Below are 22,556 nucleotides of genomic sequence, written 5' to 3'. Positions count from 1 at the left end.
GGTGTAACTCCCCTTTGTGGATAAAAGGCTCTAAACAAGTCAAAAACGGCCACGCATGTGGCCGTTCTGGATTATTAATCTTTAACTGAATCTGTTTACCAATCAAGTTTACTCTTTTACCCCGCCAAGCTGCAAGCCATGAACGAAATACTTCTGCAAAAATGGATATACAACCAAGATCGGCAATGCGGCAACAATTGTAATGGCTGCCCGAATAGATACAGGAGTGACCATGTTGCGTGCAGCGCCAAGATCTGCCCCATTGGCAACGGCTGCACTGCTGTTGGAATTCATGGAAGAAGATAATAGTTTCATCAACTCATATTGCAGCGTACTCAGGTTTTGTTTGGAAGAAGCATAGAGGAACGTATCGAACCAAGAGTTCCACTGGCCGACTGCAATGAACAGTGCAACCGTAGCCAACACTGGTTGGCACAGCGGTAGAATAATGGACATGAACGTTCTGAAATCTCCAGCACCATCAATTTTGGCAGATTCGATCAGTCCCTCAGGTAGTGTCTGGATATAGGTTCGAATAACGATCATATTAAAAGCACTGATCAACCCAGGAATAATGTACACCAGAAAGTTGTTTAACAAATGCAAATCTTTCATTAGGAAGTACGTTGGAATAAGACCTGCACTAAAATACATCGTAAGAACAACAATAATGGTAATGGGCTTTCGTAATATATAGTCTTTTCGGCTTAATGTGTAAGCCAGCATGGAGGTTAAGAATAGACTTAATACTGTCCCCAAAACTGTTCTCGCCACAGATATACCAAAGGCGCTGAAGATGGTTCCTCCTGCAAATACTGCTCTGTAGTTTTGATCTGTCCATACCCGAGGCCACAGATAAATCCCACCCCGGATGGTGTCATTACCGGCATTGAACGATACGGCGAGTGTATTCACAAACGGATACAGGGTAACAATCGCGATTGCGATCATCAGTATACCATTTAACGTATGGAAGACAATCGGTTCAAGCCGAGATTTATTGATTCCCATCTCTAGTCCCCCTTATATTAATCGGTCTTCCCCGAGCCGTTTGGAAATAGAATTCGCTGCAAAGATCAGCGTGATACTAACTACTGTCTTGAATATGCCTGCTGCGGTAGCCAAAGAGTAATTTCCGATCTGTAGTCCGTATTTCAGGACAAATATATCTATCGTCTGTGACCAGTCGACAACCACACCATTACCTAACAGATACTGAACTTCGAATCCAGCTTCCAGAATCCAGCCCATATTCATGATCAGCAAAATGATAACAATGGATTTGATTCCGGGTAAGGTCACATACAGCATTTTCTTATATCGGTTCGCACCATCGATCTCTGCTGCTTCATAGAGCGAGGGATCGATCGACGTAATGGCCGCCAGATAAATAATGGCATTCCAGCCTACTTCTTTCCACACATGAGATGCGCCTACAATGCCCCAGAAATATTCCGGAACGCTGAGCCACATGATAGGTTCTTGAATAATGTTTAACTTCATGAGCACCACATTGACAATCCCGCCGTCTACAGACAGTGAACTGGCCACGATGCCTGTCACGATAATCCATGAGAGAAAGTGAGGCAAATACGATATCGTTTGAATCGTTCGTTTATAGAACTTATTCTTGATCTCATTAAGTAAAATGGCAAATATAATGGCTGTCGCAAATCCGAGTACCATATTGATTACACTCATCGCAATGGTATTACGAAGCACGTTAAGAAAAGCATCATCAGTTAGCAAAAACTTGAAATGTTTGAGCCCGACCCATTCCTGCTGGGAGAAATTCTTGGCAGGACTGTAATTCTGAAAGGCCATAACCCAGCCCCAAATGGGATAATACGAGAATACGAGAATGTACGCAACGATGGGCAATGACATGAACATTAGTTGTCTTTGTCCGCGCAACCGTTTTAACATTGGTGTTTTGGCAACGACTGTACGGGTGGTTTGCTCTGGTATGGCTCCAGGCGTGTTCGCCATCTTTCACTCCTCCTATTGGCTTACAGCGACTTTATGCATGATACCCGGAAGGTACTCGCCTGAGTAATTCCTTTGGTTAATACCTTCCGAGTGAATCATTGCCGCATTTTTTTATTTAACAGACCAGTTCTCGATTCTCCATTTCAGTTGTTCATTAATTCGGTCTTCATAAGCTTTAATATCGATTTTCTTGTAAGCGTCTACATATTCAGTCCAAATGTTATCGAATTCATTCGGTTTTGACATGATCGCTTTAGGCAAGAATTTCAATGAAGTGTCTGTCATTTGTTTGTTCGCTACCGCAGCATCAGAGCCTTCTTTCAGATCGACCTGCCATGCTGGATAGTACACTGGATTTTCTGGTGCAGGAGAGAAGAAGTCACTCCATGTTTTGAAGCCATATGCATCCAGAAGCTCTTTATCTTCCGGTTTGAGGTTGTCATAGAATTCCTCAGGTTGGTTGATCGCTCCAATGGCATTGCCATCTTCAAATGTTCCTTCGAGCTTTGGTGCCGCAGCATAGAAACCTTCCGCTTTGTTAACCAATCTCCATGCCGGATCATCCTGCTCTTTACGTTGCTCTGGTGTACGATAGAATCTTCCCTCTTCATTCACCTGATAGTCTACACCCTCTTCACCCCATGACAAGAGTTTCTGGTACTTCTCATCCATAAGCTTATCGAGGAATTTAATGAGTGCGACAGGGTCTTCGGCATCTTTACTGATACCAAAACCATTGTTCAAGTTAATGACCGGACGATCCAGATAATGATCTGTGATACTTGTATCATAGACTAGCGGGAAACCTACGTATGTCTGGCCGATTTTCCCCTGTGCTACGAGTGGGTCTTCGCCGGCTTGGAAATTCCAGTGCTGGTCGAACATACTAAGTACACGTCCCGAAGAAATTTTGGCCAGATATTGATCATAGTTCTGAACGAAGGCTTCTTTATCCAGCAATCCTTCATTGTACAGATTGTTTAGTTCCTTATAATAACGTTTGGAGATATCCTTGTCGGCAAAAACACTCGCCACTCCATTCTCATCCACGACTACGCCCCCATCATTAGGGTGACCCGTAAGATGTTCTGGTGGATTAAGCAAAGGGAACGTCCGCCAGTCAGATGCCAGTGTAGTAAAGCCAATCGTCGGTTGTCCATCAATCGTCGGATTCTTGGCTGCATAATCACGAACCAACTTTGTGAAATCATCCAACGTTTTAGGAGTCGGATACCCGGCATCCTTCAGGATGGACTTTTGAATCCAGAATGCTGGCCCAGAATAATAGTTACTAATGAACTCCCCTGTATACACTCCATAGTTAGGCAACCAGTAAATGTGTCCGTCACTGGAATCTTTCATCCGGTTCCAGTCTTTACCGAAATGCTTCTTCAGATTAGGTGCATGCTCTTCAATGAGATCCTCGAGCGGAATAACCGCACCGGCTGATACCAATTTGGTATCTGCTGTGATCAAGTCAGGGAAATCGCCACCGGCAATCATAACGCCGAGCTTCTGTTGAAGATCACCCACAAGAAACTCCATCTCAAGATTGACGCCGAGCTCATCCTGGATCTTCTTGTAGATTCGGTTGTCTTTAGCTGGCGCCTGATTTGGCGTTCCGATAAAGGCCGTAATGTTCAGTACCTCTTTCCCATCCGGTGTAGTCGCTTTCTCATTGTCACCGCTGCATCCTGCAAGTGCCAAACTTAAAGCCAGAACGAGTGATACGGAACCCCAAAGCTTCTTTTTCTTAAGTCCCCCCATGTACTTGCCCTCCTTGGAAGTGGTATGTCTTACTGTTTTTAGTATGAAGAAATGTATGCGGTTTCAAAATATATATATTTAAGGTCCACCCCCCTGTAATTGCAGGTCTTATTCGGGAGAGGTTCTTCTTTTTCAAGTCTTAATTCACATACTTTTGTCTGTATTCTAAAGGTTTCATGGCTGTACGTTTTTCGAAGTGTCTTAGAAAATGCTGGTAACTGCGGTACCCTACCTGCTCTGCGATCGCACTTGATGTCTGATTCGTATGCTGGAGGAGACGTTTCGCTTCTTCCATTCGCAGATCATGTACTACCTCGATTACACCTTTGCCGTACTTTCGCAAAAAAGACTGCCCTAAATGGACTGGGTTCACGTAGAATCGTTCTGCGAGTTCCTGGATGGTAAACGTCTCTCTGTAATGCATCTGCACATATTCAGCAACCGTTGCCTGAATGCCACCAAGCTTTCTTTCCCGGAAAATAGCCAGTTCTGACTTGCATTGCAAACAGAAATGTTCCAGATTGCTAGCAACCTTTTCGATATTTCGTTGGCCCTTCTCCAGGATTCCGCTTGCCAATTCATTCATTAGAGCATTAGATTCTCCTCCTAATTCTCTACACAAGGACAGTCCGCGGAATATAATATGGGTAGAGAAAATATGTACAATCTCTGGCGCAGCCTTCATCTCTATAAACAGTTCAAAGGCACTACGAATGCAGCTTGAGAGTTCCTCTACAGAACCGTTCTCAAGCAACTCGCTAATATGGTCCACCTCTGACAGTGTTTCCGGATCAAACTGCCAATTCTCCAGCTGAATTTCTTCGGCAAACAACAGGCGCTTTTGATTAAAAAACAAATAACGCCCAACTTCCTGAGCGGAGCAGAAGGATTCAGATAAAAGCTCCAGTTTGTTCACCGTTGAACCAACCGCGATATGAATATCTTCGCAGCCGTTATTTTGCATATTGCTCATCAAACGCTGGGCAAAAGCTTTAACTGCTTCAGAAGTCCCCCCGCTATCATTCACTTCTTCACCCCATACCAGTCCCAATGAGTCTCTTGTTCTGTCTAACACATAACAACTAGTTGTTGCGTCAGCCATTTGTTCAGCTACTAAACAGGCTTCCTGAATATCTCCTTGAAGAGCTATCCGCAGGTATGCCCAATGGGACTTGTTCAAACGAGGAAGGGTCTCTGACATCTCCTGCTCCGATATAGTCTGCTTATCCTTAATCATTGCGGACAAAAACGCTTTGATCCTTTGCTCGTTGGCATGTTCCCGAATACGCTCCTGATTTTCACGTTCCTGCAATTGCATACGGAGACGAACCAGCATATCCTCTGCTTCCATACTGTCAACGGGTTTGGTTAAATAGTTGGAGACACCTAATCGAATGGCTTGTCTGGCATAATTAAAGTCACTGTATCCACTCGTGATGACAAACAGCACAGACTCATGTTCCAATCGTCGTGCTTCTTCTACAAGCTCAAGCCCATTCATGACAGGCATACGAATGTCTGTCACCACGAGATCAGGTTGATCTTCTTGTATCATACGAATGGCTTCCTCACCATTGGCGCACACACCTCTGATTTCAAATCCATGCTTTTCCCAATTGATCAGAAGTTGTAATCCTTCAATGGCATACGGTTCATCATCCACTAGCAATACTTTATACATGAGAGTTTACCTCCTATTTCCTCTGTTCCAACCTGGAGATTGGTATACGGTATCCTGCAATGGTTTGCTCTCCCGGTACACTGCTTAGATCGAATATCGCATTTCCTTCATAAAAGAGTTCCAACCTGCGGTAGACATTGCGCAGTCCTACATGTTCACCGTTTCTGGGTCTTTCAGAACGAATATCTCTCAGAAGCTCGGTTAGTCTCCCTGCATCCATGCCAATTCCATTATCGATCACCTGAATTAGCAATTCAGAAGCATTTCGTCTCGCCATTATCTTGATCTGTCTGCCATTTTTTCGCGCCTGCAAGCCATGTTTGCAGGCATTTTCGACGAGCGGTTGAATACTCATTCGCGGAATTAGCAACGAAGCTGCATCAGGGTCAACCTCGAAGGTGTAATCAAACAGCTCTCCAAAGCGAAACTTCTCAATCTGGAGATACAGATTCGTAAATTGCAGTTCTTCTTGCAAAGGAATCAGATTGTCAGAATGACTGAGCAACTGTCTCATCAGCATGGACAGACTTTTAATAATCTCAATGACTTCTGTATATCCATTTTTCGTACTAACGACCAGCAAGGCATTCAAAGTGTTAAATAAAAAATGGGGATTCATCTGACTCTGGAGCATGGACAATTCGGTCCTTACTTGATCCAACTCCAGATCTTTTTGACGGATTTCCAGTTTATATACGTCATTAATCAACGTATGAATTTTACCAATCATGATGTTAAATGTACGAATCAGCCCGCCAATCTCGTCGCGCCCTTCCTGAATTTCAATTAGATCGAATCGTTCGTTGCGAACCTTCTCCATATGTCTGGACAACTTGCGAATCCGATAGTGATAGGAGCGCAAAATAATATAGATCAACACAGAGGGGACCACTATACTTATTGCCAGTAATCCCAGAATGGATTTGAAGGCTTCTTGCAACAGGTGGTCAAGGTGACGCGTATCGGCAACGCCAATCAATTTCCAACCCTTAAGGTACGCTAAATTGCCCAATGACTTTTCGAGTGTATAACCAGAATCGCCAGCTTCCTTGGATATTGATTCGTTATCCTGGTTGGATATGGTGGTTTCGCTGAATTCTCCGCTTGAAACGACAGTACGGTTGTTGCTATCGACCAGACGCAGCTGAAGACTGTCTGACTCGCGATTCAAAATGCTATACACCCGGTTAAGTTCCAGATCGATCTTGGAATACTTGTTGTAATTGGCATAGGAAGTGTAGGTATCCATTTTGCCAATCACACTGATCCTTCTTCCCGCGTTAAATCCGGACGGCTCAACATAATCAACAACAAGAATGCCCCCACTGGTGGATTTCAGCTGTTTCAATCCAGGAAGTACATTCTTGTCTTTCATCACAATATAATGACTGCCCGTCTGAATGGTATCATTATCCGTATAGATACGTACCTCCAGAATATTCGCTGACATATACCGTGTTAATTTATCTCGCAGAAATGCATGATACACATTGTAATAATCGACGGGGGAAGAATAGGTCCGATCCAATGCCTCGTATAGCGAATCGTCTGCTGCAATAATTCGGCTAAGAGCAACGCTCTCATCAATCATGCCAAGCAGTTCCCCCGCAGCCCTGTCGATGGATTTGCGCAGATTTTCCTGTTCTCTAATTTTGATATCCGCAGAGGTTCGTTGATAGAAGAAGATATTAATCGTTATTACAGGAAGGAGAATACTTAGTACATAAATAAGCAGAAATTTTGATCGGAGAGGAATATCATTAACCTTACGGAACATCCAGAATTTATGACGCATATGATCACCCTTGATTTTTGTTTTTGTAGACGGATGGAAGCTCCCCTGTATGTGCTCTGAATTTTTGGGTGAAATATTCAGCATCATGATATCCCAGACTGAATGCAATGTCAGTAATCTTCATATTGGTACGTCGCAGGAGTTTACGGGCCTCCTCAACACGAAGCTGGTGCACATAGTCACTGAAACTGACTCCCATCTCCCGCTTGAACTGTTGACCCAGATAGGCAGAATTCACGTGAATACGATTAGCTACATCTTGTAATTTAATTTTACTTCGATAGTGTTGTTTCAATTCATTCAGCGCTTCTGCAACAAGCCCTCCTGTACCCGATTTTTGCTTCGATTCAGACTGGGAAAGTTGCTCGGACAGTCGAACACACAGGTCTTGCAATGTGCCAGAAGTCCAACTCGCAGCCTCATGCCATTCTTTTTCACATAGTATTTCTCTGCAAACCTCTCTCTTTCCATATTTCCGTAGCAACTCCCCATGGATATATCGGATGACATGATGTATCCACTCCAATGAAACTTCTGCTTTCTCACTTTTCTTTAGCAATGCCCTCACTGCATTATCGATGGAATATGTGTTTCCTGCTTCAATCAACGCCAAGATCTCTTTGGAGATGTTCATCATTTGCTCTAAATTATATTCTTCGCTTATTTGATATTCATGAAGATGATTTTCATAGGCTTCATCTGTAACCATAATTCCATTCTGCTGTTGTCGTTCATTTCTACGTTTGTCCAGAGGTTCTATCATTTCCATAAGGATTTGATGAATTTCCTCGGGAACAAGAGGTTTAAGCACATACTGATCGACTTGATACCGTATGGCTTGCTTGGCATAATTAAAATCGGAGTATCCTGTAACGATAACGATTTTGGAGGTATAAGCGAGATCTTCTCGCAAGGTGTGAATCAGACCGAGACCATCCATAACAGGCATTTGAATATCAGTAACGACAAGATCCGGTTCAACCGAGTTGAACAAAGCAAGTGCTTCCTCCCCATCGGTTGCCGTCCCACAGAGTTCATATCCACAAGCTCGCCAGTCGATCATCGTTCTCCATCCTTCTAGCATAAACGGCTCATCATCAGCGACAATGACCTTGTACATTAGCTCACCTCTCTTTTGTCCGTGATCAGCTGCATGTATTTTATCTATATCTATGGGTAGATTCCATTTGTTCCGAAAACGCTAAACAGCAGAACAACAGCAGGATTGTTGTCTGCTCGCACAACTTGGAGAATTTCAGGATCTGAAGATGTATGCAATTGTATAATAAGTTACATTTTTACCAGTCTAACCATCATTAATCGATAACTTAGAATTGTATCTATCAGTCGTATTATAAGAACGCTCCGATTATAACGAAGCGCCGGGAATGACAATACAAGTGTAACGCTTACATTTTTGTGCAACAACCTGATAAACTATAGGTTTTCACCCGATAAATTATAGGTCGAGCTCAGAAGTAATCCACTAACAGGCAAGAGAATTTATTCTCCGCGCACAATACGGAATCCTTGATCAGGCCCAAAACCATTTGCATCAAATTTGCCTCGGAATGCTATTTCATTGTTATTGACACCGCCCATCCAGCCTCCGCCTTTCACAACTCGCCAAGTTTGATTGGGTCCCTCCGGATCGCTGTACCACTCCCAGCACCATTCTCTCACATTCCCAGACATATCATAGATTCCTAACTCATTCGCCTTCTGAGTTCCGACTTTTTTGGTTTGGTTACGATTACTCTCAATAGCGGGCCAGCTCCAATCACCTGTCAGAATATTTTCGCCGGCATTTATCCAGTACCAAGCAACTTCATCCGGATTATTACTTCCGCTGTATGTGTAATCTAAGCTCTTTTGGCCTCCGCTTGCAGCGTACTCCCATTCTGCTTCTGTAGGTAAACGGTAACCGTTGGCACCTTCGTTGATCGTTACATTCCATTTGATATTGTCGTTTTCATTGTGATTATTCGTATCCAGATTGTCCTTGTCTATATTGTAATAAGGTTTCAGGTTTTCTTTTATACTTTTTTGATTACAGTATTCGACTGCGTCATACCAGCTGACCATTTCAACGGGCAGATCATCTCCCTTGAAGCCAGACGGGTTTTCCCCCATAATTTCCATCCATTCTTTTTGAGTCACTTCATATTTGCCAATATAAAAGGAGTCCAGCGTTTCATTTTTATTAGTAAAACTCGTCTTACTGCTCTTGAAAGCCCCTCCTTCGACGAAAACCATGTCATCGTTTAATTGAGAATTACCGGCTGAACAAGCACTCAGACTAACAACCATGGCAATTAAAGTTAACCATACTAGCTTCCTCATTCAATTATTCTCCTTTGCTAAGCTTGAATCCGGCAACGTCGAGGTCCGTTAATCTGCTGAATAACGGTTCCTCAACGCTTCCGGAAAATTGAAATCAAATGCAAGTGCAGACGTTGAATTACATTACATCATTTTTACCAAACCGTTACGTTTGCACTTCCGCTGCTTTGATAACCCTCTGTAGCCATTACCTGATAGGACCAACTATTTCCAAGGTACATCCCTTTGCTCGCCCACGCATTCACATGATTGCTGAACGTAATGGTAGAATTGACACCAGTCGGTCTCTTGGACTGTCTAACACTCCAATACTGAGGGAAAGTCTGCGTACCATCAATGGAAGGTGCATTGTATCTCATCGTCGTATAGATGTCATATGTGCCACCATCACTGTTCACCGTGCCCTTATACGTTCCGGTCGGACGATACGTTCCCCAGCTATCCACCACGTAATATTCAATTAAAGCGTTTCTAGTCCATCCATAGAAGGTGAGATAGCCATTACCTGAAGGAGCGAACACACCGGCATTGTAATTGACTACCCGATTAGGTGTGCCATATGTCCACCCTTTCCCGACAACAAAGTTCCCGGTATTTTGCCAATTCACGCTGTAATTCCCGCCAGATCCATTCACGGCGTTGACCGTTCCTCCACCATCTGTCCAATTTTGCCAATAATCTGTTGCAGCACTGGATGTTGCTGCGAATACACCAAAACTCATGGAAGCTGCAAGAACAACAGTCATTAATTTTTTACCGAATTTGAACATAAAATGATACCTCCTGATATTTTAATAGATTTGGTTGACACTACAATCCGATATGAATGATCTTCAGCAGATTTCACTTGAAAAGTCGTTGCGAAAACAGATACAGATCGTTCTTCCATACGGGCCAATCATGTCCTCCACTTTCCTCATGCCAAATGTGAGGTACTCCGTGTTGTGCCAGATATCGGTGAACTCCAAGACTAATCTCTATAAGATTGTCCTGCTCACCACAAGAGATCCACAACAGCGAGAGTAATGAAGGCGCTTTCGAAAGATCGGGAACAAGCAGCTCCGGACTTCTGGTGTTTGGGGCTGCAGAGAAAGCACCGATCCATGCAAAATGGTCCAGATTGCTTAATCCGATATTTAAGGCTTGACCTCCACCCATGGATAAACCAGCGATTGCCCTTTTATCCCGGCTTGTATGCACAGGATAGTTGGACTCCATGTAAGGGATCAAATCGTGAAGCAGATCGGATTCAAATCGTTCAAATGCCTTGATTTTTTTAGGTTCAAACAAGTCTCCTTCGGCCCGGTCGTTCGACATTGCGCGACCATTGGGGAAAACAATAACCATCGGCTCAAGCAAGTTATCGTTGTACAGATTATCAAGAATAATTTGGGGAGAACCATGAGTATGCCATTCGGTTTCGTCTCCACCAATCCCATGCAAAAGAAAAAGTACAGGATACATTCTTGTCGAAGAAAACTCTGGTGGGGTATACACCATCGCTTTACGGGCATTGCCAACCGCCCTGGAAGGGTACTCTATCATCTCCATGACTCCACGTGGTATATTCTCCCGATATTGGTCATATCCCGTTACTGCTGATGAGATCAATTTCATTCTCTTTTCCTCCGAACATATGAATGACTATCCGTCTTAATTAATCCACATAGCCAAAACCCAGAATGGTGAAGCATTTATGTTCATGACCTTCTGCCATGTCGATCTCGATGGAGTGCTCCCTAACTTGTTCTTCGTCAAGCAGAAGTAATGCATGGCAATGGGTCCAGTTGATCTTACGCGGATCGACTTTTTGGACCAATACCCCATCTACCCTGATATCTGCAGTTCCGAATTCGTCGCTACCCGAATCCTTAAAGATCAGAATGAGGCGTCTGCACTGCAAGCTTATGTTGAAGCTGCTCTGAGACCCTCTTCCCTCTCCCGAACGCATCCAGTTGTTGGGGAACTGGGGTGTACCATATTCATGAGCATCCATCTCAGCCATCTGCAGATCCGTGTCCGTTTTGCAAAAAGAGCCTTCATCGATAAGGGCAATGTTATTGCCGTTTTTCCGATCCAACAGCTTCACATGAACAAAATCATCTCCAATTAGCGGAGCTTTTTTATTATCATGATCTTGCTCATCCCATTCAGAATGATTCGTCACATCGAACAAATATTCCAAACAATCGGCCATAATCCGATGCCCTATGTTGGTCGGATGATATATATCATGGAAAAATTGCTTTTTGGAAATAATGTTACCCTCATCTATTGTCATGTTGAACTGATCTACGACAGCATCTTTCACACTTACCATTGGCAGATCATAATGCCAGCCAACCGGGGCGAGACGATCCTGCAGATTCCAGTCATTTTCAAATACACTGAATAACAAGATGACTGCTGGCTTGTTATCGGCAGCAAGTGCTTTGAGCACCAGACTCTCGTAACAATTCCCTTGAGTTTCATCATCTGCGTCATTCACTGCGAATTCGATTATGACAATATCCGGCTGAACCGTACCTCCACGTAACACATCACGATCATAACGTACAATCCCCAATTCCGAAGGAGTTCCACCTACGCCTGCTTTAATCAGATGAATCGGACTATCTTTTGAAATCGCAAACATAAACTTGAACGATTCATACGACCGATAAGCGTAACTTTGAAGATGAATAGGTATTGCACCAGCACCTTGGGTAATGGAGCCTCCAATATAAGCAATAACAACAGGTTCGCCGTTTTTTGCCTTCTCAATGGCTCGTTTTAATCTGACATTAATCCCTTTGTTCAGAAGAGACCGGCCAATCATGTCGCGATATCCTTGTGATTCAAAGTCAATTGCGGGCTTGACTGACGAAGCTGTCACTCCCACTGGATCACGCGGTGCAGTGAATTCCGTGTTTTCACCTGCATCTTCTGAATCCCGGAGCATAAATCACCATCACATCCTTTCGGCTAGATTCTGATCATCCCTCAAACCAAATTTAAAGGACCACAGCTTGTATTATGATTAGATCAGGTGTGATCCTTCTCCCAAAGTGTATCGCTTACATAATTTTACAACAACCTGACAAAGTATAGGATTTCAACCACTATATCATTTTAAGTTAAGTACAATAACATGCGGATCAGAACACCTATAATTTTTCATGTAAACGCTTTAATTTGTATACTATTTCCATGTTATAATTTTGAAAAACCGCATTGATGAAGGAGGAAACGCATGAATATCACAGGTCAAGGCGCGTTGGATACGGGTATGTATACGAATCTGTTTTTGAAGCTAGGCTACGATCAGAATGAGATTACGACCAGATTGGATGAAACATGGAACGCGCTGTTTTATGGCGATGAAAATACTCGAATATATTATCCCATGGGTGAGGACAAGGGATATTTGCTAGATACCGGTAATCTCGATGTTCGATCTGAGAGCATGTCCTATGGCATGATGATGGCTGTTCAGATGGACAAGAAGGACGAATTTGATCGACTCTGGAATTTCTCCCACACCTTCATGCAGCATACCGAGGGTCAATACAAAGATTACTTCGCTTGGCATTGCAAGCCTGACGGTACCCGGCTCTCGCAAGGACCTGCTCCTGATGGCGAGGAGTTTTTTGCCATGGCGCTGTTTTTCGCCGCCAACCGCTGGGGGGATGGTACTGAACCTTATGATTACAAGGCACAAGCCCGCAAGATCCTTCGTGCCTGTATACATCAAGGTGAAAACGGCGAAGGTGACCCCATGTGGGACCCGGAAACAAAACTGATCAAATTCATTCCGGAAACACCGTTTAGCGATCCGTCCTACCATCTGCCTCATTTTTATGAACTATTCGCGAAATATGCGGATGAAGAAGATCAGGCTTTTTGGAAAGAAGCGGCGACCTCTAGTCGGTCTTACCTACATACAGCCTGCCATCCCGTCACCGGACTTTCACCAGAATATGCGAACTTTGACGGCTCTCCTGCCCCAATACAGCCACATGGGGATTTCAGGCATTTTTACAGTGATGCCTATCGTACTGCTGCCAATATTGCGCTGGACTGGGAATGGTTCCGCAAGGATCCATGGCAGATCGAACAATCCAATCGGATTCAGTCCTTCTTTAGTGATATTGAAATGTCTGATTATCGTCGTTATACCATTGAGGGTGAGCCTTTTGACGAACCTTCACTGCATCCTGTTGGTTTGCTGGCTACCAATGCCATGGCTTCACTGGCTGCAGATGGTCCGCATGCTGCCTCATTTGTTCGCAAATTTTGGAACACGCCTCTGCGTCAGGGAGAACGGCGTTATTACGACAATTGCCTGTATTTTTTCAGCATGCTGGCTCTAAGCGGAAGATATCGCATGTACTAAGCGGATGTGTCCGTGCCATTGCACCTGTCCTGCGGACGTTGAACAATGGTTGAGGCCAGGCTAAATTCAGCGACCATCGCCCTCGGAAAGCGGATCTTCTGGCGCTGAAAAGAATTCTAAGATAAATCTGAGCATCTGCATCGTCCCGAGCTGATGCAATGATATGTAGATCCTCTCATGAGACTTATCACACAAAAAAACGTTCCCGGCTCGCATCTGATAGCTGCGAATCGGGAACGTTTTTTTGTGCCAATATAGGCAACATCATCATCATTTCTCTCTCTGTACGACATGCCTCTTTAGGAATTAAATGCGTCTTCATGGTTGCTGGTTGTCTCGTACTCATAAGCTGCGCTCCCCGTCTCGGCCACGGAGAATGGTCGAGCAGGAGAAGCGTCATTCCCCAGATCCAGGTAAACGCTGTATCTTGTTTCTTCCACCCGAAACAGTGGAATGAAGTTCAGGACTTCTCCTTGCTCACTTTCTGCAACGAATGCCAGTTCCTCCCCGGGAAGTCTGACGATCTTCTCATGCAGATTGCCTGCCGTCATTCCCTTCACTCTTCTGTAATCCCCCAGCTGTGCCAGCAAAATGTTACCATACATCATCGCGGCTTTGCTATCCGAACCTTGCAGTGGAACCAGATGCAGCTTGGCATCAATCTCAATCTCGATGATATCCCGATCATGAAATTCTCGCTCAATGACGATGTAACCATTCTTATGTTGCACATCTGGGGCACTGGCGTTGATTTTCACCGCTGCGACAGACTTCTCTTTCAGGTACAATGCCAATATCACGGGTCTTACCGTCTTGATCACCAGGGTAGACACAAGCGTATCGGGATATTTGCTGCACTGCTCAATGCGGGTGTGCTCGCTCCACTCTACGGTTGACGAGATGAATGCATTTAACAGCAATCTGTTTCCGCTTCTGAACCAGATGTTTTTCTGCAGCTCGCTCATCGCCTCGATACCGGAACCCGTACAACACCAGAAGGAATCATAGGCACTGCTGAAATTTTTGGTTACACCGCTTCCCATTGGCTGGTGGTATTGAGACAGCCCTGTCTGACTGCTGGCACTATTCAATATGGCATTATATTTAAGTAATTCCATATGTTCCAGATATTCAACTCCATCGGACCATGAATGCAATCGCTCCAGTATGCGTTCGGTGTTGTGTGCACAACAGCTCTCACTCTCTCCACCTGTCAGTGCATCTTCCAACCTTCCGAAATGGCCCCAATGTTCCGATTTCTCGGAAACTCCGCCTTGGACAGGAGCGAAAGCCTTTGAACTGTTATTGCCATTGGCAAATGTTCTTCCTTTCAAAAATTTGTAGAAATGTATTGCTGCCTCTCTGTATTGGCTCTCGCCAGTGATCTCATGACGGTGCATTGCTGCTATGATCATGGGAAGATGCGTGTTGGCGTGCAGATCTGCAAGCATATCCTGACCATTAACAAGCGGATCTATAAAATAGTCTCTGTCGAACAAATGTGCAAGCTCCAGTATTTTCGCATCTCCGGTAAGTTCATGGAGTGAGTAAAGGGCATCTCCCATTCCTCCGAACTCATTCGCCGGATTCAGCCTTGTGCAGCGGAGAATGCCATCGATTTGCCAAAAAGAGAGCTTTGCAAACCGTCCGGATATATAATGGGCCATATTCACTCCAAGCTGCAAAGCCTTCATATTCCCCAGATATATATGACAGTCGATGAGTCCTTGCATTACTTTGTGAAGGGTATAGTACGGTGCCCAGACCTTTGGACTATGCTCGCTTTCCAACTGGTCAAGCTGATCCTCCTCGAAGGCGCTTAAGTATCCGTTCGGACGTGCACAGGATTCCAGGATATCCACTATCTCGTTGGCCTTCGACGTCAGTTCCCGATGCTGATTGGCAAAAGCCAATTTGGCACATGCCGAGAGATAATGTCCTGTAAAATGTCCTCTTAGGCCGCAATCTTCGGCTTCCCATCCATTCAGAGGCTCTGCACACGATGGTTTTCCTGCATTGATTCTGAACGTGTGCATAAGTCGTTCGATACGAAATGACATCAAATAGGTTTGCACAAGCTGCTGCCGATGTGCAAAATCTCCTTTTGTCAACCTGACTTCATTCAGGCCAAAGTTGGTGAACAAAGGGACACCTCGTTTCAATGTATATCTGATTTGTTCCACCTGATGCATGCAATGGGACACCTCAACTATTTGGAAATAGAAGAAGCATCATAGGAAGACTGCATGATTTCCAGATAACGATTGATGTTCAGTCCCTCCAGTCCTTTCACATAATCTTCCCAATCCTTATCGAGACTTTTCGCTCCCGTAATGAATTGCAGCGCATTTTGATCGATATAGTCTTTAAGATTAGTCTGCATCATGCTTGTTTCATCCGCCAGAGACGGGTCAACCCAGAGTGCCCAGTGAGGGAAAACGTCCGTTGGCTCTTTTCCTTCCATCAATAATGTAGCCTCATACAGTCGCCGTTCATAACCGTCATTGGCGTAGATGTCCTTGCCCTGTACTTCGGCGTCACGATAGGCACGGTGATGATTGTACTGACTCAATGCTGCCCAGCTGTCATTGCGAGGTTCTTCTCCGGAAGGAAGCGGAATGGCTTTGTAGAGCGGCTCTATCTGATCATTGAGCGCCACTTCGCCTTCCTGTGGTTTACGCCAGCTTGTGCCCTCTTCTCCCAGATAAGATGCCATGGTCCCTTCTTGGGTGTAGAAATAATCCAGCAGCTTAATGGCTGCAATCTGTGTTTCCTCGCTGGCCTTGTTCGTCAGTACAAAAGACGCTCCGGGATCGATTGGATAGTTATACGTAGCATAGGTTGCATTCGGTCCCTTCAGTGGAGGGATGGGATTGTAATCATTTCCGTAAGGTGAACCTTCGGCAGTGGTTACAAATAACGATGGATGCATCGCTGCTCCTGCACCGAGAAGCTGTGCATCGGCATTATCACCGATCTTTTTGAAAGCACCCACGTTCTGCGTAAAGGCCCCCGGATCGATCAGCCCTTCATCATACAGGGATTTGATATACGCAAGTCCTTCTTTCCACTCCGGCTTATTCGCAACGGTCTCCACTTTCCCTTGGTTAACGATGAGATAATTCCGATCATCGTCATAGATAAAACCGTTCATTAAATAAGGGATAATGTGCACCCCAAAATTCTCGGTAGAACCACTTAGGGGCACTTCATCTGCCTTACCATTTCCGTTTGGATCTTTGGTTTTAAATGCCCGAAGCATTTCCTTAAACTCTTCTGTCGTTGCAGGCTCGGTCAAACCTAATTGTTCCATCCATTTGGTGTTGACCCACATCTTGTTCGGGTATGAACAGTGAAAACATTCATTCAAACCTGTCAGACCATAGATATTTCCATCTGGAGCGGTATTCATGGCCCGATAATAGTCATTGCTTTCAAGCACTTTTTTAATATTCGGGGCATGTTTCTCAATCAGATCATTCAGCGGTAATATTACCCCCTGTTGGCCAAACTTCAACAAGTCTGTCTGGGAGAACCGATCTACCCACGGTATTAACAGATACAAGTCCGGATAATCGCCGGAAGCCAGTGAAATCTGTCTTTTCTCGGCTGCACCATCGAATGGAACCGTGGTCCAGTTGAATTGGATATCAAATTTCTCTTCCATTTTCTTCGTGAATTTATTGGTGGACAGATTGGTGTCCGAGCCTTGGTGTGCAAACACATTAATGGCTGTCTTGCCTGACGAATCGCCGCCTTCTCCGTTCCCCTTTTCAGAACTGGAACATCCGGCAAGAACCAACGAGGTAAATAGCATACAGGCAAGAATGATGAAACCCGCTTTTTTCAATACAATCCTCTCCCTTATGAATAATAAAATGAACCTATCCTTTGACAGAACCAATCAACATGCCTTGCACGAAATATCGTTGTACAAAAGGATAGATAATCAGAACCGGCAGGCTGGCCATGACAATTAATGAGTATTTCATGAGTTCAGCCATCTGTTGCTGTTTGATCATTTCTGAAGCGTCCATATTTCCCGTACTGCTGTTCAGAATAAGAATGCTGCGCAATATCAGCTGTAGCGGGTAGAGCGATTGTGATTTCAAATAAATGAGAGCGTCGAAGTATGCATTCCATTGACCGACTGCGTACATAAGCGACAACACGGCAATGATTGGTTTGGCGAGCGGCAGGATGACACTGAAGATAAAACGGATGTCACTGCACCCATCGATGTCTGCTGCTTCGGACAGCTCTTCCGGTATTGAATTCTGGAAAAACGTACGTGCAATGATGACTTGCCAGACCCAGATAGCATTGGGTATTAGCAGTGCCCAGCGGGTATCAATCAGCCCCATCGTTTTGACCACCAGGTAGGTAGGAATCAAGCCCCCAGAGAACAGCATGGTGAAGGTGATAAACATCATTAGTGAGCTGCGACCAACAAATGTCTTTTTGGATAACGGATACGCAATCATGATGGTCAGAGCCACGCTGATCAACGTACCGCAGGCTGTGTAGAAAAGGGAATTGGCATACCCCGTAAGGACTTGATCATTGCGTAATACAGACTTGTAACCATCGAATGTCAGGTCAATGGGCCACAACCAGACTTTTCCTGAGGAGACGGCAGCAGGGCTGCTAAGCGAAGAACTCACAATGTATATCAAGGGATACAACACGGCGATCAGCACCACCGTCAGCATGAAATAAACAACCGTTATAAATACGCGATCTCCCCAAGATTCGCGGATTGTACTGCTGCTCCTGATTCGGGAACGACCGGTATCTGTTTGTGTGTTAGACATGAATTAGTGCTCCTCCTTTCGCTCCCGTTACCATAAGCTTGTGTTGGACAGTCGCTTGGCGACCGCGTTTACGATTAATAGCAAAACCAGGTTAATTACCGAGTTGAACAAGCCAACCGCAGTAGCGAAGCTGTAATTGGCATTCAGCAACCCTATTTTATAGACATACGTGGAGATGATTTCCGAGGCAGACAGGTTGAGCGGATTTTGCAGCAAATATATTTTTTCGAATCCGACAGCCATGATGTTGCCTACACTCAGAATCAGAATGATGACGGCTGCCGGAAGCAGTCCAGGCAGATCAACATTAATGATTTTCTGCATTCGGTTGGCTCCGTCCACTTTGGCGGCTTCGTACAGGGATGGATCAACACCCGCGAGAGCGGCCAGATATATGACAGCGGAGTATCCCATTCCCTGCCACACATCGGAGAATACGTAGATGGAACGAAACAGTCCGGGCTCTCCGAGAAAATTCACCGCTTCAAAACCAAGAGCACCTGCGATTGTATTGACAATACCCAACCGAGGAGACAGAAAGAGCATAATGATGGAGACCATTACAACGGTAGAGATGAAATATGGAGCATACGTCACCATTTGCACGATTTTTTTGAATCGTATGTTTTTGATTTCATTCAGCGCGAGTGCCAGTAATATAGGAATCGGGAAACCGACAATCAGGCTGTAAAACGAAATGTAAAGCGTGTTCTTGATGAGTGTGATGAATGCCGGATTTTGAAAAAGCAATTCAAAATACTTGGTTCCGGCCCATGGACTGCCCCAGATTCCCTTGATGACGTTGTAATCTTTAAACGCCAGCACCGCATTCACCATCGGTACATACTTGAAAATAATAAAGTAAGCAATTGGTGGCAGGATTAACAGATACAGCTGCCAATGTCGCCTCCAGCTTCTGGATAATGCTCGCTGCAAGGCAGACAATTTACTTGTCTTTTCTACGGACTTCGATTCACTTGTCATTGTTGTTCTCAGAATCATCCCCCCATTCAAGGCTCCCATTCATAATGAGCTTCATCACAATTGGTAGCGCTTACTTTCGGGGTAATCATAAGATTTTCTCTGGGGAGGCGTAAAGGTACAGTTACACTGAAAACGTACATAATACGAATATATATCCCTGTAAACAGCCTACATTAACCGCTATGACCATCCATTTTCCGAAACACGCTTGGCGAAATGCCGCGTACCCGCTTGAACGCTCGTCGGAATGAATGCGCACTGTTATACCCGGTAGCCTCGGCTATCTCGTCAATGGTGCGACCAGTGGACTGCAACAGGTTGGAAGCCGCTTCAATGCGCACATGTTCTACGTAATCAGATAGATTTTCTCCCGTATGTTCTTTGAACAGTTGGGATATATACTTCTCCGACTTGCTCATGTACTCGGCAATTCGATAGATCGTCAAGTTTGCATCCGCATAACTTTGTTGAATAAATTCAATCATTTCGATCATCGTATCCGCATGTGCCCCTGCTCTTCTAGTCTGGAAGTCACCGCAAATGTCTTCTGTCAGTTGCTTAAACTTTCCACGCAGCACAGCGATCGTTTCGGTCATCTGAATAGAGGTCACCCGATTTTTATATTCCTCCAGCAGGGAGGCATCCAGCTTGAATTTTGGCTCGTCCAGCTTCAGGAAGGTCCCTTTCAACTCCATGATGAACTGCTGCGTCATCTCGTAGGACAGTTCCCGCTCCTCCAGATTGCGAAGAAATAATTGCTCCAGAATACGTATCGCCTCTTCTGGCTCCCCGGCTTTGATTGTGTTCAGCAGGCGCTGTTCGGACTCAATCGGATAATAGAACATTTCATTTTCCTTCATCGTATCTTCAAATCTCACCAAATGATCTGTTCCCATATGAATGCCATAATCCAGGGCTTGTTTGGCTTCGTCAAATGAGCGACCTGCATCATTCCAGACCTCATACGCTGCACCTGTACCAATTGTTGTAGATATCCGATGTTCCCTGTAGATCACTTTCATTAAAGTATTCAGCTCTTGTTCACATCTTCGCATCGCTTCATTCAGTGGATTTGCATCCAATGGGCAAGCAAAAGCAATCTGGTCCGTTCCCCAATCCGTAATCAGTACTTGGGCATTCCACTCTGTAAGTACCTGCTTGACGAGAAGCCTCGCGACGCCCAGTTCATGAATCGTCTCTTCACTGTCCGGATTAGCATAGCCGTTTACTCTCACCAAACCTGCTAAGCCCTTGCTGCTATGAAGTGAAATGTGTGCCTGTGATGAGATGACTTCAAGCTCCGTGGAGGTATAGAATTCCCCGGTTAACAACCGTTTGATAAAACCGTCTCTCAATAATGGAATCTGCTCATTCATGGCATTTGTAAGCGAGTCATTATTTGCAATCAGATTGTTAATATGGCTTGCCAAGAAATCATATTCATTCCCCCGTCTGCCGGGAGAATCGGTGATGTGTTCCCGGAAAGTGGCCAACAGTTTGTACACGGGGGCACTATTCCGATAAGCCAGAACCAACCCGAACAGCAATCCCAGGGCAATCGTTGCCAAAGTAAAGGCCAGTGTGACTTGTTTAATCTGGTCCGCTTTGGTCATGAGTGCTTTCTCGGGAATGCCTGCCATGTAATTCCATCCATTTTGACTGGATTGAATCGATATCAACAGTCGATCATCACTTCCAGGCTGAACGCTCTGCACATTCTGTACATTCTTCGCATTCTGCTCCGTTTCGGCAGCTTTACCTTCGATCCGCTGACTTTGTGCCACTTGCTCAGCCTCGGCCTGGCCAATGCCTAGCGAGAAAATGATCTGTCCTTCTGCATCGGTGACGAGAGTCCAGCCGCCATATTGATCCACAATATTTTGAGTCAGGCTCGCCATCTTATCCTGATCAATCATGACACCAATCGTCGCTTGCGGTTTGTTGAAGCTGTTCAGAGGAAGAGATTGCAGAAATGTGATGGCCGGAACATCTGCAAGCACGGTACCGACAATTTCACGTTTATAGTTTCGAAGCGGTATGATCTCGTTAAAGTGCGGCTGTTTCAAAATTTGGTCATACCACTGTTCAAACGACATACCGTCCAGCTGATTGGCAGCATAATAATGTTCTGGACGATAATATACGGTTCTTGGTGTGATAATGGCATTGTAGTTTGGAATGTGAATGAAGAAATGGGACAAGTATTCATTGGTGCTGCTGTACATGGAGAGACTGCGCTGCATGCGGTTCATACCATATACATTGTAGAGATCATGCGGCTTCGGACCAGCAATTAAATTTTGCAAATCCGGATTGACGGCAAGCTGTCTGGTAAAGGCTTCGACTTGAAGAAGATTTCGCTCAATAATCTCTTTGCCGAGACTCAGCGACTTGTAGCTGTTCTCAATAGAGCTGGAGCGGGCCGCTTCAATGGAGGCGCGATAAGAGGCATATCCCGCAATTTGAGGAATCATCAGAATGACAAGATAGGAAATGAGGAAACGGCGGAACACGGGTGAAAATTTGGACCATAGGAGCTGCATATGTACCCCCCCTTTTTTATCAAGCGCTTACATTTCTCTTTGATTAGGTAGCTGTTCCATGATACACCGGGCATTTCTTCTTAGTGAAGGTACAACTTCTTTCTTATGGTACATTTTCGTACTACAGCGTACAATGCTTGCATGAAAATAAATGTCTCTCTGCTATTTGGTGCACAACTATAGTTGCAACTTACCTTCGCACGGCCTGCATGCCAAAGTATTAAAATAAACGCAAAAGAACCTCCCCAAGACCAGGAATGGCTTG

16 protein-coding genes are annotated in these 22,556 nt (G+C 44.8%); 1 reads left to right on the top strand and 15 read right to left on the bottom strand.

Annotation, left to right across the window (positions count from 1 at the left end; all coding sequences use genetic code 11):
- Nucleotides 1-108 precede the first annotated feature (108 nt).
- The 10 genes from MKZ12_RS14910 to MKZ12_RS14865 form a co-directional block, all read right to left on the bottom strand.
- Entirely contained in the window at nucleotides 109-1,011 is a 903-nt protein-coding gene (locus tag MKZ12_RS14910; RefSeq protein WP_339242711.1) for a carbohydrate ABC transporter permease, read from the bottom strand.
- 12 nt (nucleotides 1,012-1,023) lie between these two features.
- Complete coding sequence (locus MKZ12_RS14905) at nucleotides 1,024-1,926, bottom strand: ABC transporter permease subunit (protein ID WP_339261423.1); 903 nt, start codon at nucleotides 1,924-1,926, stop codon at nucleotides 1,024-1,026.
- Between the two features lie 174 nt (nucleotides 1,927-2,100).
- Nucleotides 2,101-3,756: an ABC transporter substrate-binding protein gene (locus MKZ12_RS14900; protein ID WP_339242710.1), complete on the bottom strand. Its 1,656-nt coding sequence runs from the start codon at nucleotides 3,754-3,756 to the stop codon at nucleotides 2,101-2,103.
- Nucleotides 3,757-3,895: 139 nt separating this feature from the next.
- On the bottom strand, nucleotides 3,896-5,437 hold the full coding sequence (locus tag MKZ12_RS14895) for a response regulator (protein ID WP_339261194.1): 1,542 nt from the start codon (nucleotides 5,435-5,437) through the stop codon (nucleotides 3,896-3,898).
- A 13-nt stretch (nucleotides 5,438-5,450) separates the two neighbouring features.
- Entirely contained in the window at nucleotides 5,451-7,232 is a 1,782-nt protein-coding gene (locus tag MKZ12_RS14890) for a sensor histidine kinase (protein ID WP_339261192.1), read from the bottom strand.
- Between the two features lie 4 nt (nucleotides 7,233-7,236).
- A complete protein-coding gene (locus MKZ12_RS14885) occupies nucleotides 7,237-8,352 on the bottom strand; it encodes a response regulator (RefSeq protein ID WP_339261190.1) in 1,116 nt (371 codons plus the stop codon).
- Nucleotides 8,353-8,735: 383 nt separating this feature from the next.
- Complete coding sequence (locus MKZ12_RS14880; protein ID WP_339261189.1) at nucleotides 8,736-9,575, bottom strand: SUMF1/EgtB/PvdO family nonheme iron enzyme; 840 nt, start codon at nucleotides 9,573-9,575, stop codon at nucleotides 8,736-8,738.
- A 134-nt stretch (nucleotides 9,576-9,709) separates the two neighbouring features.
- The gene (locus tag MKZ12_RS14875) at nucleotides 9,710-10,345 is read right to left on the bottom strand and encodes a glycoside hydrolase family 11 protein (RefSeq protein WP_339242701.1); all 636 of its coding nucleotides are present in this window, start codon (nucleotides 10,343-10,345) and stop codon (nucleotides 9,710-9,712) included.
- Between the two features lie 73 nt (nucleotides 10,346-10,418).
- Nucleotides 10,419-11,192, bottom strand: a complete 774-nt coding sequence (locus MKZ12_RS14870) for an alpha/beta hydrolase-fold protein (protein WP_339261187.1) — start codon at nucleotides 11,190-11,192, stop codon at nucleotides 10,419-10,421.
- Nucleotides 11,193-11,232: 40 nt separating this feature from the next.
- Nucleotides 11,233-12,516: an SGNH/GDSL hydrolase family protein gene (locus MKZ12_RS14865; protein ID WP_339261185.1), complete on the bottom strand. Its 1,284-nt coding sequence runs from the start codon at nucleotides 12,514-12,516 to the stop codon at nucleotides 11,233-11,235.
- A gap of 291 nt (nucleotides 12,517-12,807) precedes the next feature.
- Between MKZ12_RS14865 and MKZ12_RS14860 the strand changes: the two genes are divergently transcribed.
- The gene (locus tag MKZ12_RS14860; protein ID WP_339261183.1) at nucleotides 12,808-13,950 is read left to right on the top strand and encodes a glycosyl hydrolase family 8; all 1,143 of its coding nucleotides are present in this window, start codon (nucleotides 12,808-12,810) and stop codon (nucleotides 13,948-13,950) included.
- A gap of 299 nt (nucleotides 13,951-14,249) precedes the next feature.
- Here the strand turns inward: MKZ12_RS14860 and MKZ12_RS14855 are convergent, their stop codons facing one another.
- The 5 genes from MKZ12_RS14855 to MKZ12_RS14835 form a co-directional block, all read right to left on the bottom strand.
- Nucleotides 14,250-16,142: a beta-L-arabinofuranosidase domain-containing protein gene (locus MKZ12_RS14855; protein WP_339261182.1), complete on the bottom strand. Its 1,893-nt coding sequence runs from the start codon at nucleotides 16,140-16,142 to the stop codon at nucleotides 14,250-14,252.
- Between the two features lie 17 nt (nucleotides 16,143-16,159).
- Complete coding sequence (locus MKZ12_RS14850; protein ID WP_339261180.1) at nucleotides 16,160-17,800, bottom strand: ABC transporter substrate-binding protein; 1,641 nt, start codon at nucleotides 17,798-17,800, stop codon at nucleotides 16,160-16,162.
- A 34-nt stretch (nucleotides 17,801-17,834) separates the two neighbouring features.
- The gene (locus MKZ12_RS14845) at nucleotides 17,835-18,764 is read right to left on the bottom strand and encodes a carbohydrate ABC transporter permease (protein WP_253435665.1); all 930 of its coding nucleotides are present in this window, start codon (nucleotides 18,762-18,764) and stop codon (nucleotides 17,835-17,837) included.
- A 27-nt stretch (nucleotides 18,765-18,791) separates the two neighbouring features.
- Nucleotides 18,792-19,646, bottom strand: coding sequence for an ABC transporter permease subunit (locus MKZ12_RS14840; RefSeq protein WP_339243069.1), 855 nt, complete (start codon nucleotides 19,644-19,646; stop codon nucleotides 18,792-18,794).
- 275 nt (nucleotides 19,647-19,921) lie between these two features.
- Nucleotides 19,922-22,291 (bottom strand): helix-turn-helix domain-containing protein, encoded by a 2,370-nt coding sequence (locus tag MKZ12_RS14835; RefSeq protein ID WP_339261178.1) that lies wholly within the window; start codon nucleotides 22,289-22,291, stop codon nucleotides 19,922-19,924.
- Nucleotides 22,292-22,556 lie beyond the last annotated feature (265 nt).

This window comes from Paenibacillus sp. FSL R5-0713, from assembly GCF_037973325.1.
Lineage (GTDB): Bacteria > Bacillota > Bacilli > Paenibacillales > Paenibacillaceae > Paenibacillus.
The sequence above is the reverse complement of the archived record's forward strand: the minus strand, read 5'-3'. Positions and strand labels throughout refer to the sequence as shown.

Excerpts from the sequence above, each read along its gene's own strand:
- MKZ12_RS14860 (WP_339261183.1), top strand. The coding sequence starts at position 12,808 with ATGAATATCACAGGTCAAGGCGCGTTGGATACGGGTATGTATACGAAT.
- MKZ12_RS14845 (WP_253435665.1), bottom strand. The coding sequence starts at position 18,764 with ATGTCTAACACACAAACAGATACCGGTCGTTCCCGAATCAGGAGCAGC.
- MKZ12_RS14880 (WP_339261189.1), bottom strand. The coding sequence starts at position 9,575 with ATGAGGAAGCTAGTATGGTTAACTTTAATTGCCATGGTTGTTAGTCTG.
- MKZ12_RS14905 (WP_339261423.1), bottom strand. The coding sequence starts at position 1,926 with ATGTTAAAACGGTTGCGCGGACAAAGACAACTAATGTTCATGTCATTG.
- MKZ12_RS14900 (WP_339242710.1), bottom strand. The coding sequence starts at position 3,756 with ATGGGGGGACTTAAGAAAAAGAAGCTTTGGGGTTCCGTATCACTCGTT.
- MKZ12_RS14885 (WP_339261190.1), bottom strand. The coding sequence starts at position 8,352 with ATGTACAAGGTCATTGTCGCTGATGATGAGCCGTTTATGCTAGAAGGA.
- MKZ12_RS14835 (WP_339261178.1), bottom strand. The coding sequence starts at position 22,291 with ATGCAGCTCCTATGGTCCAAATTTTCACCCGTGTTCCGCCGTTTCCTC.
- MKZ12_RS14865 (WP_339261185.1), bottom strand. The coding sequence starts at position 12,516 with ATGCTCCGGGATTCAGAAGATGCAGGTGAAAACACGGAATTCACTGCA.
- MKZ12_RS14895 (WP_339261194.1), bottom strand. The coding sequence starts at position 5,437 with ATGTATAAAGTATTGCTAGTGGATGATGAACCGTATGCCATTGAAGGA.
- MKZ12_RS14910 (WP_339242711.1), bottom strand. The coding sequence starts at position 1,011 with ATGGGAATCAATAAATCTCGGCTTGAACCGATTGTCTTCCATACGTTA.
- MKZ12_RS14870 (WP_339261187.1), bottom strand. The coding sequence starts at position 11,192 with ATGAAATTGATCTCATCAGCAGTAACGGGATATGACCAATATCGGGAG.
- MKZ12_RS14890 (WP_339261192.1), bottom strand. The coding sequence starts at position 7,232 with ATGCGTCATAAATTCTGGATGTTCCGTAAGGTTAATGATATTCCTCTC.
- MKZ12_RS14855 (WP_339261182.1), bottom strand. The coding sequence starts at position 16,142 with ATGCATCAGGTGGAACAAATCAGATATACATTGAAACGAGGTGTCCCT.
- MKZ12_RS14875 (WP_339242701.1), bottom strand. The coding sequence starts at position 10,345 with ATGTTCAAATTCGGTAAAAAATTAATGACTGTTGTTCTTGCAGCTTCC.